Consider the following 12,946-nt stretch of genomic DNA (forward strand, 5'->3'; position numbering starts at 1 on the left):
CGGCCAGCGCGGTCGCTCCGGCGGCGGCGAGTGCGGCGAGATACTGGCGGCGAGACCCGCCGTCCCGGCACGGTTTTCGCATAGATTTCACTGCAGAACAAAGAAGAATAAAGATGTCGGAGACAGCCGTGTTAGCGAGCGGCGGCCGCGACGCGTTCTTTCTCTTCTTTCTGGTTGACCGCGTAGGCCTGGACGTCGTCGTTAGCAGCGCCGATGAGCTGCTGTGCGAGCGCCTCGGCGGCGCTGGTGGTGGTCTTGAACGAGCCACCGTACACGCCCTCTGCGATGAACTTCAGGGCCTGGTCGACGCGGCGCTGTGGCGCGACGTCGACGGCCTTCGGGACCGAGATACCACCGTATTTCAGGCGGACGGTCTCCTCTCGCGGGGCGCTGTTCTCGACAGCACTGACGAGTACCTGAATCGGGTTCTCGTCGGTGCGCTCGTGAACGATTTCGAACGCCTCAGTGACGATGGAGGTCGCGAGCTGCTTCTTGCCCGTGTTCTCGTCGGTCTGCATCAGGCGGTTGATGAGCCGCTCGACGATGCTGATCTCGCTTTTCTTGAACTGCTTGTCCGCGTGTCGCCCCATCGTGTGGGCGATCGGCGTGACAGTGATGTAGCGCTCGGTCGAGGGGTCGGAGTACTCGATGTCCGCGATCTCCCACTCGCCGAACAGCTTCGCACGGGCCGTCTCCGGCTCGCTTTCCGCAGCCTCGTCAGCGTCAGCCTCGGGTGTGTCTTCGGCACTCATGGTTATCGGACCGGTTTCTCCGCGTTCCCGCGAACAAGTTCGATGAGAGAGACGCCGTTGACCTTCTCGACCTTGTAGTTGACACCGGAGAGGTCGCCCATCGCGCGGCCCTTCGCCCCGCCGATACCCGCAATCGTGACCTCGTCGTGCTCGTCGATGAAAGAGATAGCGCCGTCACCGGGACAGAACGCGGTGACCTGCTTACCGTTCTTGATGAGCTGGACGCGGACACACTTCCGGATAGCGGAGTTGGGCTGCTTGGCCTCGATGCCGACTTTCTCCAGTACGATACCTCGTCCCTGGGGCGCACCCTCGAGCGGGTCGGACTTCTTGCCCAGGCCGCGTTCGCGACGCGCGTAGTCAGTGTCGGACCACCGGTGTTTCTGGCGGTCCTTCTTGAGCTTGCGCGCGGCGTACTTGCCGTTCGCCATAGTAGGCACTGGTACCTTTCGGAGGTACTTAAGACTCCTCTTTCGGACTCAGCCGGTAACGCTTCCGTGTGTGGCGTTCTGTGCCATAGACGGGGAAATCAGGTGCAGAACTGGGTTAGATAACGCGAAGAGAGGCCACGACAGCGGGAAAGAAACGGGTAACAAGGTGTTTCGGTCGGCGTATGACGCGCAAAACAGTTCCCGGCGGTCCTTCGGGAACCCACTTTCGATGATTTCAGCTTTCACAGAGTTTTCTGACACTATTTCGGGAGACCCCACTAGCATCGGTCTGCGGAATTCGTCACAGCCGACAGTGTACGTATCAGGAGTCACAGACACCGGTCCCAGTCCGCCAGGCCGGGAGATAGCCCGGCCACATGGAATCAGGTGTGATAACTGGGCAGATGGTTTCTAGTACCGGCGCTTGAGTTATTCAGACAGACCTGCGGGTAGTATCTATGAAACTCGAACAACGTCTCCCAGACATCGTCCGGCGAACGTACCTCCGGAAGTTGACGCTCATCATTCTCTGTATTGCCCTGCTCGTTGCGGGTGTCAGCGTCACTGCGGAGCGGACGGTCGCAAACGAACTGACTGAACAGCGCGAGAACGAACTGCAGACGGGCACCATCCAGACGGCCACGACAACAGCGGACTGGGTCCGTAGCCAGCGAAACGCCGCACGAACTCTCTCAACGCTGTCCGACGTTCAGGAGGGGAGTCCAACGATGATCCGTGGTGCGTTACAGCGGCAAGCGTTCTACCAGCCGGAGTCCGTGTATGCCATCCACTACGTCAACGAGGAGACCCTGGAAATCGAGGAGTCGTCGCTGAGCGACCGACGCGACACGTCGCTCCGGACTGACGACTTCGAGTGGGAAGGTGGAGGCCTCTCGGTCACCGGGTCGAACTCGGTCGATATGTCGACAGTGTACACTTATAACGGGGGCAAGTACATCGCCTTCGCGAGCCCGGTCGCCCGGAGCGACAAGCTGGTCGTCGTGGTCCACAACGTGACCGCGCGGACGGCCCAGTTCCGCAACTCCATCGACGGCGGTGAAACGCGGATTATCCGACAGGACGGCACGGTCCAGTTCGCCGAGGACGCCTCGACTATCGGGACACAGTACAACGTCTCCGCCAACCTGACCGCACTCACAGCGGGAGAGAGCGACGTGGCCCGGAGCGGGCCGTACCTGATCGCCGCGGAGTCCGTCGATGACACGCCGTGGATCGTCGTCAAGCAGGCCCCGAAATCGACCGCCTTCGCGTTACGTGACAGTATTCAGGGGAGCTTCGTCGCCATCATCGGCGTTTCACTGGCCGGGTTCGCCCTCATCGGCGTCCTCGTCGGTCGCGGCATCATGCAGTCGCTCAGACGGCTCTCGACACAGGCGGAAGCCCTTGCGGTGGGGAACTTCGACACCGACATCGAACAGTCTGACCGCCTCGACGAGATCGGCGACGTCCAGAACGCCTTCTACGAGATGAAGACCTATCTCGACACCGTCGCCGCACAGGCCGACGCACTCTCCAGACAGGCGTTCGACGACCCGGTGCTCGACGAGGACATCCCCGGCCAGCTCGGAGCGTCGCTATCGAGCATGCACGGCAACCTCGAATCGTTCATCAGCGATCTCGAACAGGCCCAGCAAGAGGCCGAAGAGTCCAAAGAGGAGGCTGAGGAGTTGGCCGGAACGCTCGAACGGCAGGCCGAGGAGTTCTCGGCCGTGATGCGGAAAGCGGCCGACGGCGACCTCACCCAGCGACTCGACACCGACACGGACAACGACGCGATGGCCGACATCGCCGCCGCGTTCAACGATATGCTCGCCCAACTTGGCCAGACGGTCATGCGTATCCGGGAGTTTGCCGACGACGTTGACGGCTCCGCCGACCAGATCACCGCGAGCGCCACGGAGGTCCGTGACGCCAGCGAGGAGGTCAGCGAATCCGTACAGGAGATCGCCGACGGCGCGGAGACGCAGTACGAGAACATCGAGGAGACGGTCGACGAGATGTCCGGCCTCTCCGCGACGGTCGAAGAGGTCGCGGCACAGGCCGACGAAGTCGCGACCACGTCGAACGAGGCCGCAGAGATCGGTGAAACCGGCAGCGAGCGCGCATCGGAGGCTATCGAGGTCATGAACGACATCGAGACGCGAGCCGACGAGACTATCGACCGCGTCGAGTCACTCGACGAGGAGATGGAGCAGATCGGCGACATCGTCGACCTCATCGACGACATCGCCGAGCAGACCAACATGCTCGCCCTGAACGCCTCCATCGAGGCCGCACGAGCCGGCGAAGCTGGCGAAGGGTTCGCCGTCGTCGCCGACGAGATCAAAGGCCTCGCACAGGAAACGACCGAAGCCACCGAGGAGGTCTCGACGGTTATCGAGGAAGTGCAGGACACCACCGGTGACGCCGTGACCGACATCAGGCAGATGGGCGACTCCGTCACGGACGGTATCGACACTGTCGACGACGCGATCAAATCCCTCGAACAGATCGTCGACCGCGTCGAAGAGGTCAACGACGGTATCCAGTCCATCAGCGACGCCACCGACGAGCAGGCCGCGACGACGGAGGAAGCAGTGGCGATGACCGACGAGGTCGGGACAATCAGCGAGGAAACCGCTTCCCGCGCCGAGAACGTCGCCGCCGCCGCGGAGGAACAGACCGCGACGATCAACGAAGTCACCGGCGGCATCGTGTCCCTCTCGGATCAGGCCGGCGACCTCAGCGAACTCCTGCAGACGTTCGATGTCGACAGCGGCACCACGCACAGCGATACCGACGTGTACGAACACGGCGCGGACGACCCGGCCACTGGCGACGACTGAGCGTCGCCTCCTGTTTCATCTGCCACTTACAGTTTCGGTTCGGCGCTCGACGTGACCAATTGGTAGAGGCCATAGCTACCGAAAAGAACCCCGGCACAAACGCCGAGCGCGGAGCCGATATCCTGTCGCTGGCTGAACCGGACGAGATAAAAGACCGCGGTTAGTCCGCCACCGACGAGCGGGTACGCCGGTGACGCGAGCAGTCCCTCGACGAGACTCGTGGCCCCCACCAACACGAACAGCGCGAGCATAAACGCGCCTTCGAGTCCGGACGGGGGGTTCCCCAGAACGTGTGCGTGATACAGGTAAATGCCGACGATAGTCAGCGGAGCCAGCAGGTCGCCGCCGTCTGGACGCCGGAGTGCAGGCATAGCAGTCGGTTCACGACCAATCAAAAAAGCGGTTTCTGTCAGTCTCCACATCGACTGCCCGAGCAGGCGGGTCCGTGGACCCGCTCGAATCGCCTCGCTCAGGTCAGTTCGATGCCGTCGATTTCGAAGTGTCGCTTCGCCAGTTGCCGGGCGGCGTCGATGTTTCGGCCTTCGCGGCCGATAGCAGCCCCGCGGTCTTCCTGTGCAACTTCCACGTAAGCGACGGTGTCGTCGTTCTCCGAGACGGTGACGTTGTACACCGCGGCCGGCGCGAGCGCGTTGGCCACGAAGTCCTCGGCCGTCTCGGCGGCTTCGACGAGTTTGACCTCGCGGCCGAGGCGCTCCTCGACGCGCTCGACCGTCTGACCGCCCGGGCCGATAGCGTCGGCCATCTCCCCGCGCTTGACCAGATACACCACCTGGTCGTGGTCCTCGTCGACGACGCAATCCCGGACGGTGACGGCTGCCTCGTCCTCGAAGAGGGCGACCAGTCGACGCGCTTCGTCCGAGAGTTCGACCCGCATCAGTCCTGGGTCGTGCCCATCCGGAGGTTGACGTCGCCGGTGCCGAGCTTGATCGGCTTCCCGACGATGACGTTCTCCGTGACGCCGTCGAGTTCGTCGACCTCGCCGTGGATGGCGGCGTCGAGCAAGTGATTGACCGTCACCTCGAACGCTGCACGGGCAAGCACGGAGTCTTTCGACCCCGAGATGCCGTGGCGGCCGATGGACTCGATGGTCCCCTCGTTGGTCATGATGTCGGCCACGAGCATCAGGTGCCGGACGTTCACGTCGTCGAGCCCCTGCTCTTCGAGCGTGTTCATCGTCTCGTTGATGAGCGTCTCGCGGGCCGCTTCGACGCCGAGTTCCCGGTAGATCTCGTGGATGTTGTTACACGTCGTCCGGGAGGCGTCGACGCCCTCGATGTCGAGCACTTCGCCGAAGTCCGACCCCTCGGTGTAGAGGACGAACTCCTCGCCGTTGTCAGTCTCCTCCTTGCGGATGACGACGCGGGTGATCTCCTCGATCCCCTTGAAGACGATCTCCCGCAACTCCTCGACCAGTTGTAGGAGGTCGCGGTAGCTGGGTTCCTCCGGGCCGAACTCGATGACCGTGCCGGCCTGCCGGGTCGAGACGCCGAGATTCGATTCGATGGTCTCGGCGATCTCCTCGGCGATGGCGTCCGTGTCGTTGACCGTCGGCCACCGCTCCAGCAGCGTGTCCTCGTTGAGGTCGATCTCAACGAGCATGTCCGCGACGTTCGTCGAGATGTCACCCAGCGCGAGGATGCGCGTCGCCTCGATCTTCCAGACGACCTCGTGTGCGCGTTCGCGGTCATCCGCGTACTCCTCGTCGAGGTGAACCGTCATCATCGGCGTGTCCGGCGTCTTCCGGGCGTCCACCAGCTCGATGAGCCGTGGCAGGCCCTGGGTCACGTCGATCTCGGCGACCCCCGCGTAGTGGAACGTGTTCATCGTCATCTGCGTTCCCGGTTCGCCGATGGACTGGGCCGAGACGGTCCCGACCGGGTCCAGCGGGTCGACACGCGTGTCGAGGTAGCGGGACTCGACGGCCTTGGCGATGCGGTCGGCGTCGTCGACGCCGACGCCCCGTTCATCGATGGTGCTGTACACTTCGTCTTTCAGCCGTCGCGGCAGCTCAGTGTCCTCGACGACGGCTTCGATGTCTGCTGATACGTCGTGTGCTGTCATTGTTAGTCGTCACCCTCGGCCATCCACCAGTCGTCCGCATGCTCCGAGAGGTTGGTCCGCTCGGTCCGCGTGCCGAGGAAGCTCTCTTTCTGTTTCTCGCTCTCGAACTCCTCGTCGAGGACGCTGTCGGCGATCTGCTCGACGTCGACGATGTCGCCCTCCTGGTTCGAGGACACGTCGACCGGCGACGTGCCGTCCTCGCCGAACTCGAACTGGACGATGGTGTCCGAGGTGTCCCGGACGGTCCCGTCGTACTGCGTTTCGAGTTCTGACAGGGCGTTGATGAGCCGGCGCTGCAGGTACCCGGACTTCGATGTCCGGACAGCCGTATCGACCAGTCCCTCGCGGCCACCCATCGCGTGGAAGAAGAACTCCTTCGGGCCGAGCCCGGAGCGGTAGGACGCCTCCACGAAGCCGTGGGCGTCCGCCGAGAGGTCGTTCTCCTCAAAGTGGCTAAGCGTGCGGTTCTCGTAGCCGCGGTTGATCCGCTCGCCACGGACTGCCTGCTGGCCGACACAGCCGGCCATCTGGGTCAGGTTCAGCATCGACCCACGCGCGCCGGACTCGGCCATGATGACGGCCGGGTTGTCCTCGCCGAAGTGGTCCTCGGCGATGTCACCGGCGGAGTCACGCGCCTTGCCCAGCGTCTGCATGATCTTCATCTCCAGCGTCTCGTCGACGGTCCGACCGGGCAGCGATTCGAGTTCGCCGCGGTCGTAGGTCTCGATGAGTTCCTCGACGCGGTCGTAGGCGCTGTCGATGGCGTCGTTGATTTGCTCTTCGGCCTCCCGCGGGATGGACTCGTCGTCGATGCTGATGGAGAACCCGAAGTGCATGATCGACCGCATCGCCAGCGCCGAGACCTCGTTGACCAGAATCCGGGCGCGGGTCCGCGAGTAGTCCTTGGCGATGGTGTCGACGATTTCGCCGCCGAATGCGCCGACGGCGTCCTCGTCGATGGTGCCGCCGGTCATCTGGCCGTCCTCGACGACGACCGTGTCGCCGGCGGAGGACGTGAACTCCAGGTTCAGGTCGTCCGGCAGCAGTTCGGAGAACAGGGAGCGGCCGGTCCAGTACTCCTCGCCGTCCTCATCGACGCCGTCGGCTTCGGGCAGTTCGTCGATACGCGTCGCCCGGAGCAGGTCAAGCGCCTGCGTCTCGTTGAACTTCGGATTGGTGTGGGTCAGCAGGTAGGTCCCGCTGATGTGGTCCTGAATCGCGCCGATGATGTTCTCGCCGAAGCGCGGGGAGAGCATCTGTTCCTGCACGCGCATGAGGACGCGGGCTTCGGCCCGGGCCTCCTCGTTTTGCAGGGCGTGCATGTTCATCTCGTCCCCGTCGAAGTCAGCGTTGTACGGCGGACAGACCGTCGTGTTCAGCCGGAACGTCTTGTACGGCATCACGACGACCTCGTGGGCCATGATAGACATCCGGTGCAGCGACGGCTGGCGGTTGAAGATGATGATGTCGCCGTCGACCAGGTGGCGGGACACTTCCCACTCCGCTTCGACCTTCTCCGCGAGTTCCTCGCAGTTTTTCTCGGTCACCTTCAGCCGGCGGCCGTCCGGCCGCTTGACGTAGTTCGCGCCGGGGTGGGCTTCAGGCCCGTTGGAGACGTAGCGCCGCGCTTTCTCCAGGTTTCGCTCGGTGACGTTCATCGTCTGGGTCATCTCCTTGGCGACCCGGTCCGGCACGCCGACCTCGTTCAGCGAGAGCGTCGGGTCCGGCGAGATGACGGTACGAGCGGAGAAGTTGACACGCTTCCCGGACAGCGAGCCACGGAAGCGGCCCTCCTTGCCTTTCAGGCGCTGAGAGAGGGTCTTCAGCGGACGGCCGGAGCGGTGTCGCGCCGGCGGCGTGCCCGAAATCTCGTTGTCCATGAACGTGGTGACGTGGTACTGCAGCAGTTCCCAGAGGTCCTCGATAATCAGCTGTGGCGCACCCGCCTCGCGGTTCTCCATGAACCGCTGGTTGATGCGGATGATGTCCACAAGCTTGTGGGTGAGGTCGTCCTCGGAGCGCTGGCCGTTGTCCAGCGTAATCGAGGGGCGAGCGGTGACCGGCGGCACCGGCAGCACCGTCAGAATCATCCACTCCGGTCGGGAGCGGGCCGGTTTCATCCCCAGCACTTCGATGTCCTCGTCCGGGATGTCCTCGAACCAGTCCCGGATGTCGCTGGGCATCAGCTTGTTCATGTCCTCCTCGGTCAGGTCAACCGACAACGCCTTTTCCAGAGCGCGGCGGTCCTCCTGCCGGGGTCGGAACTCGCCGCTGAGAATCTCCTGCACACGGCTGCTGTCGATGCCGGTTTCTTCGGAGAGGTCGATCGGCGAGATCGGATCCTCGGACTCCTCCATCGCGGCGGCGATCCGCTCGGGGTAGTCTGAGGCCAGCACGTCCTGCACCTCGTAGTACGTGGTCGGCTTCTCGTGTTTGATGTCGTACTGCTTCTCGCCGCAGAACGGACAGCGGTCCTTCTTGCGGGCCTGCCGGATGGCGGCCTTGGTCACGTCGTTGAGGTCGCGACCGAGGTCCTGGGTCCGTGTCAGTCGGTCAGCGAACTCGTCGCGCTCGTGCTCGTCGAGACAGAGCCGGGAGCACTCCCGGCAGGTCCCGCGCAGGAGTCGGCGGATGAGCTTCGCGAACCCGACGTGGATGACGGGCGCAGCGAGTTCGATGTGGCCGAAGTGGCCGTTACAGGAGCCGCTGTGTTTCCCGCAGGTCTTGCACTCCAGTCCGGGGTCGATGACCCCAAGCCGCGGGTCCATCAGCCCCATGTCGATGGGGAAGCCGTCGTCGTCGTACGTGTCGGCCGTGATCACTTTCGTGGCCGACATCTCGCGGTACTCCTCTGGGTCCATCAGCCCGAAGCTGAGCTGACCGATTTCCTGGGGTGTCTGTTGTGAGCTCATACTGCGTCCTCCAGTTCGATCCGCGGGGCGATTCCGAGCGCCTTCATCTCGTCGAGCAGGAGCTTGAACGCGTAGGACATCTCGACCTCGTGGATGTCCGTCTCCTCCTCGCAGTTCGGACAGTAGATGCGCCGTTGCTCGACGTTCTCGACGGCGGTCATCCCGCACTGCCCGCAGACGTTGATCCACTCGCGGTCGGACTCGTCGAGCAGACGCTCCTTGAGCGCCATCGCCGCGCCGTGCCCGATGAGCACGTCCCGCTCCATCTCACCCACGCGCAGGCCACCTTCGCGGGCGCGTCCCTCGGTGGGCTGGCGGGTGAGCACCTGCACCGGCCCGCGCGAGCGGGCGTGCAGCTTGTTCGAGACCATGTGGTACAGCTTCTGGTAGAAAATGTCGCCGACGAAGATCTCCGCATCGATCTTCTCGCCGGTAACGCCGGAGTACATCGTCTCCTTGCCGCTAGAGTCGAAGCCGTGGTCTTCGAGCGAGCCACGGAGCTCCTCCTCGTCCTCGCCGGTGAAGGCGGTGCCGTCGACGCGGCGGCCTTCGAGTGCGCCGACCTTCCCGCCGATCATCTCGAGGATGTGGCCGACGGTCATCCGCGACGGCAGTGCGTGCGGATTGATGATGAGGTCCGGAACGACGCCCTCCTCGGTGAAGGGCATGTCCTCCTGGGGGGCGATGTGGCCGACGACGCCCTTCTGTCCGTGGCGTGACGCGAACTTGTCCCCGAGTTCGGGGATGCGCTCGTCACGCACAGAGACCTTCGAGAGCTTCGAGCCGTCCTCGCCTTCCATCAGCGTGACCGTATCCACGACGCCGGATTCGCCCGAGCGCATCGTCACGCTCGTCTCCCGGCGCTTCTGGGGCGAGAGGCCGCCCATGTCGTCCGGCTCTTCGAGGAATCGGGGCGGGCTGGTCTTGCCGAGCAGGACGGCGTTCTCGCCGACCTTCGTCTCGGGGTTGACGAGTCCGTCGTCGTCGAGGTGCGTGTACGCTTCCTCGCCGCGAGCGCCGCGGACCTCGTCGTCGGGAATCTCGAAGCGGTCCTCCTGACCGCCGGGATAGCGCCGCTCTTCGCCCTCGTAGGTGCGGAAGAAGTGCGAGCGGGCGAGCGCGCGGTCGACCGACCCCTGGTTCATCACGAGTGCGTCCTCGATGTTGAACCCCTCGTAGCTCATGACGGCGACGACGAAGTTCTGTGCCGCCGGGCGGTCGTCGTAGCCGATCTGTTCGGTGGTCTGGGTCTTGACCATCGACAGCTGCGGGTAGTGCAGCAGGTGCTGGCGCGTGTCCGGGCGAATGCGGTAGTTCGCCGACGGCAGGCCAAGCGACTGCTTGATCATCCCCGATCCCATCGTAATCCGGGGCGAGGCGTTGTGTTCGGGGTACGGAATCATCCCGGCACCGATACCGAACATCAGCTGCGGGTCGACTTCCAGGTGCGTGTGCTTCTCCGTGAGTTCGTCCTCGTCGACGCCGACGAGGATGTCCTCCTCCTCCTCGGCGTCGATGAACTCGACGAGGCCACGCTCGACGAGTTCCTCGAATTCGAGCTCGCCCTCTTTGACCTGCTCGACCTCCTCGTCGGTCATCAGCGGTTCGCCGTCCTCGACGACCAGCAGCGGGCGTCGGGCACGGCCAGCGTCGGCGTTGATGATGACTTCCCCGGTCCGGTTCTTGACCGAGACGTTGACCATCTGGGAGACGTCCCCCCGTCGTCGCGCCTGTCGTACCTGTTCTGCGAGCTGTTCCGGGTCGGGATGTGTCCCAACCAGACTACCGTTTACGTATACCTTGGCTTCGCGTCCCTGACTCATATTAATCGTCCGCGGGCTGCTGTTCGATCGACTCGATACCGGGGATGCCCTGGACCCCCATCTCTGCGAGTTCCTGTTTGAGACCCTGTGGGTCCGATACGTCCTGTGACAGCTCCATCGCCTGGGCGAAGTTCTTCACCAGCCCACAGTTGGGGCCTTCAGGCGTCTCCGAGGGACAGATACGACCCCACTGGGTCGCGTGCAGGTCCCGTGCCTCGAAGTGGGGCTGGGAGCGACTGAGCGGCGAGCGCAGTCGCCGGAGGTGTGACAGCACCCCCATGAAGTCGGTCCGGTCGACCAGCTGGCTCACGCCGGAGCGGCCGCCGACCCAGTTCCCCGTCGCAATCGGGTGTTCGAGCCGCTCGGTCAGCACGTCCGAGCGAACGACTGTCGACACCGACAGCTGGCGGTTCCGCATGTTGGCCCGTTCGAGCTGGTACTTCACGTCCCGGGCGAGCTTGTTCAGCGCCGTCCGGAACAGGTCGGTCATCAGGTCGCCGCTGACCTTCAGCCGCTTGTTGGCGTAGTGGTCCTTGTCGTCGGATTCGCGACGGCCCAGTGCCAGTTCGAAACACGCCTCGGCCATCCGGCAGAGGTAGAACGCCTTGTTGATACGGACTTCCTCTTCCTCGACGCCTTCCTCGTGCAGATGCGGGAGGAGATAGCGGTCGATGACGTAGTTGGCCCGCTTGAGCTGGTAGTTCTTGCCCTGCCCGGAGGCGACACGCTTGCCCAGCGTCTCGATGGCTTCCTCGGTCGTCTGGACCTCGGCCTCCTCCAGGTTCTCCAGCATGAACTTCACGATTTCCGGGTCCTCGCTGACGCGGTGGACGATTTCCTCGTCCGATTCCAGCCCCAGCGCGCGGACCAGCGTGACGAAGTCGATACTGCCAGAGACGGACGGGAAGGAGACTTCCAGCAGCCCGTCCCGCGTTCGTTCACACAGCACCAGTGCGCGGTACCCGCGGCGCTGGGAGAACGTCTTGGCGACCTGCACCTCGTCGCCGTACTTGGTGTCGTACTCGGCCAGAATCTTGTTCGGGGCGAGGTCCTCACTGGTCATCAGCACCCGCTCGGAGCCGTTGACACAGAAGTAGCCACCGGGGTCTGCGGGGTCCTCGCCGATGTCGATGAGCTCCTCGTCGGTGAAGCCCGCGATGTTACACTTGTTCGACCCGACCATGATGGGCATTCGCCCGATCTTGGTCTCCGTCCGGTCGACGACTTCCTCCGGCTCCTCCTCACCGCCGCGGACGATGGCCATCTCCATGAACACCGGCGCGGAGTAGGTGATGTTGCGGAGGCGGGCTTCCTGCGGGTACAGCAGTTCCTCGCTGCCGTCGGCCTCGCGAACCCGTGGAGTGACAACACGGACGTCGCCCAGTTCGACCCACACCGGTTCCTGCCCTTCCTTGTCACCGATGTCAGTCTCGATGGTCTCTTTCTCGTCGACGACCTGCTGCATCCCTCTGTCGAGGAAGGCGTTGAACGAGCGGAAGTGGTGTTCGGCGAGCCGTTCCTTGGCGAAATATTCACGCGATATAGCGCGGCGATCTTGTGTGTCCATTATTCTACCACCAGTCGATACACGACGGCTTCGTCCGTCGTTCGAGAGTCGCGGACGATCCGAACCACGTCACCGACTTCGGCATCATCGGGCAGCGCCTTGTCGGTGCGCTTGATCTTCGGAAGGTCCGTCTTCTTGATTTCATACTCCGTGAGTACTGCTTCGAGGTCGTCCTCGTCGACGACACTGTGGTCTGGGACGAGGTCGTGTTGACTTACATCTACCATGTGTGTGCGTGTGCGTTTGGCCTGCTGCTGGAGAAGGTGGCTGTCACGAGATACTACAGGGCCGTACTGTCGGGGTGCATATAACACTTACCAAGTCGCTCTGCCGTGGCTATCGGACCCGCCCACTCTCGCGGACTGCGGGCGTGGTTGCTCCTACCAACCACATGCAGCAGACCGGACATAGAACTTTGGGTCCCGTCATGTGCACTCATCACGGGGCGGATTTCTTTGGAAAGTCTTAATACCGACACCAAGGTACGAAGAAATGCAACGAAGGCCCGGATGGTGTAGTGGCCCATCATACGA

General features: G+C 63.5%; 10 protein-coding genes. 1 reads left to right on the forward strand and 9 read right to left on the reverse strand.

Translation table 11 applies throughout. The annotated features are described in order from the left end of the window. Window positions 1–131: 131 nt before the first annotated feature. Window positions 132–752 (reverse strand): 30S ribosomal protein S7, encoded by a 621-nt coding sequence (locus tag GJ630_RS18105; protein WP_014041489.1) that lies wholly within the window; start codon window positions 750–752, stop codon window positions 132–134. Window positions 753–754: 2 nt separating this feature from the next. Beyond that, complete coding sequence (locus GJ630_RS18110; RefSeq protein WP_004515440.1) at window positions 755–1,183, reverse strand: 30S ribosomal protein S12; 429 nt, start codon at window positions 1,181–1,183, stop codon at window positions 755–757. Window positions 1,184–1,641: 458 nt separating this feature from the next. Here GJ630_RS18110 and GJ630_RS18115 point away from each other — a divergent pair, with 458 nt between their 5' ends. Next, the gene (locus tag GJ630_RS18115; RefSeq protein WP_191450618.1) at window positions 1,642–4,029 is read left to right on the forward strand and encodes a methyl-accepting chemotaxis protein; all 2,388 of its coding nucleotides are present in this window, start codon (window positions 1,642–1,644) and stop codon (window positions 4,027–4,029) included. 26 nt (window positions 4,030–4,055) lie between these two features. Here GJ630_RS18115 and GJ630_RS18120 read toward each other — a convergent pair whose 3' ends face one another. From GJ630_RS18120 to GJ630_RS18150, 7 genes are all read right to left on the reverse strand, one after another. Next, window positions 4,056–4,400 carry a hypothetical protein gene (locus GJ630_RS18120; RefSeq protein WP_008307511.1) on the reverse strand — a complete coding sequence of 115 codons (345 nt, stop codon included), beginning with the start codon at window positions 4,398–4,400 and terminating at the stop codon, window positions 4,056–4,058. 98 nt (window positions 4,401–4,498) lie between these two features. After that, complete coding sequence (locus tag GJ630_RS18125) at window positions 4,499–4,924, reverse strand: NusA-like transcription termination signal-binding factor (RefSeq protein ID WP_004515442.1); 426 nt, start codon at window positions 4,922–4,924, stop codon at window positions 4,499–4,501. Next, on the reverse strand, window positions 4,924–6,111 hold the full coding sequence (rpoA2, locus tag GJ630_RS18130) for a DNA-directed RNA polymerase subunit A'' (RefSeq protein WP_014041492.1): 1,188 nt from the start codon (window positions 6,109–6,111) through the stop codon (window positions 4,924–4,926). The genes GJ630_RS18125 and rpoA2 overlap by 1 nt, the downstream gene beginning before the upstream one ends. A 2-nt stretch (window positions 6,112–6,113) precedes the next feature. Next, window positions 6,114–9,023 (reverse strand): DNA-directed RNA polymerase subunit A', encoded by a 2,910-nt coding sequence (locus tag GJ630_RS18135; protein ID WP_014041493.1) that lies wholly within the window; start codon window positions 9,021–9,023, stop codon window positions 6,114–6,116. Continuing rightward, entirely contained in the window at window positions 9,020–10,846 is a 1,827-nt protein-coding gene (gene rpoB / locus GJ630_RS18140) for a DNA-directed RNA polymerase subunit B (protein WP_023843439.1), read from the reverse strand. The genes GJ630_RS18135 and rpoB overlap by 4 nt, the downstream gene beginning before the upstream one ends. A gap of 1 nt (window position 10,847) precedes the next feature. Beyond that, window positions 10,848–12,413: a DNA-directed RNA polymerase subunit B'' gene (locus GJ630_RS18145; RefSeq protein ID WP_004959113.1), complete on the reverse strand. Its 1,566-nt coding sequence runs from the start codon at window positions 12,411–12,413 to the stop codon at window positions 10,848–10,850. After that, window positions 12,413–12,640, reverse strand: a complete 228-nt coding sequence (locus GJ630_RS18150; RefSeq protein ID WP_004959115.1) for a DNA-directed RNA polymerase subunit H — start codon at window positions 12,638–12,640, stop codon at window positions 12,413–12,415. The genes GJ630_RS18145 and GJ630_RS18150 overlap by 1 nt, the downstream gene beginning before the upstream one ends. Window positions 12,641–12,946 lie beyond the last annotated feature (306 nt).

The sequence above is a fragment of the Haloarcula sp. CBA1122 genome (assembly GCF_009741785.1).
In the GTDB taxonomy this organism is placed as follows: Archaea; Halobacteriota; Halobacteria; order Halobacteriales; family Haloarculaceae; genus Haloarcula; species Haloarcula hispanica.

Coding starts and splice junctions, on each gene's coding strand:
- GJ630_RS18145 (WP_004959113.1), bottom strand. CDS start 12,413: ATGGACACACAAGATCGCCGCGCTATATCGCGTGAATATTTCGCCAAG.
- rpoA2 (WP_014041492.1), bottom strand. CDS start 6,111: ATGACAGCACACGACGTATCAGCAGACATCGAAGCCGTCGTCGAGGAC.
- GJ630_RS18135 (WP_014041493.1), bottom strand. CDS start 9,023: ATGAGCTCACAACAGACACCCCAGGAAATCGGTCAGCTCAGCTTCGGG.
- GJ630_RS18150 (WP_004959115.1), bottom strand. CDS start 12,640: ATGGTAGATGTAAGTCAACACGACCTCGTCCCAGACCACAGTGTCGTC.
- GJ630_RS18120 (WP_008307511.1), bottom strand. CDS start 4,400: ATGCCTGCACTCCGGCGTCCAGACGGCGGCGACCTGCTGGCTCCGCTG.
- GJ630_RS18115 (WP_191450618.1), top strand. CDS start 1,642: ATGAAACTCGAACAACGTCTCCCAGACATCGTCCGGCGAACGTACCTC.
- rpoB (WP_023843439.1), bottom strand. CDS start 10,846: ATGAGTCAGGGACGCGAAGCCAAGGTATACGTAAACGGTAGTCTGGTT.
- GJ630_RS18105 (WP_014041489.1), bottom strand. CDS start 752: ATGAGTGCCGAAGACACACCCGAGGCTGACGCTGACGAGGCTGCGGAA.
- GJ630_RS18125 (WP_004515442.1), bottom strand. CDS start 4,924: ATGCGGGTCGAACTCTCGGACGAAGCGCGTCGACTGGTCGCCCTCTTC.
- GJ630_RS18110 (WP_004515440.1), bottom strand. CDS start 1,183: ATGGCGAACGGCAAGTACGCCGCGCGCAAGCTCAAGAAGGACCGCCAG.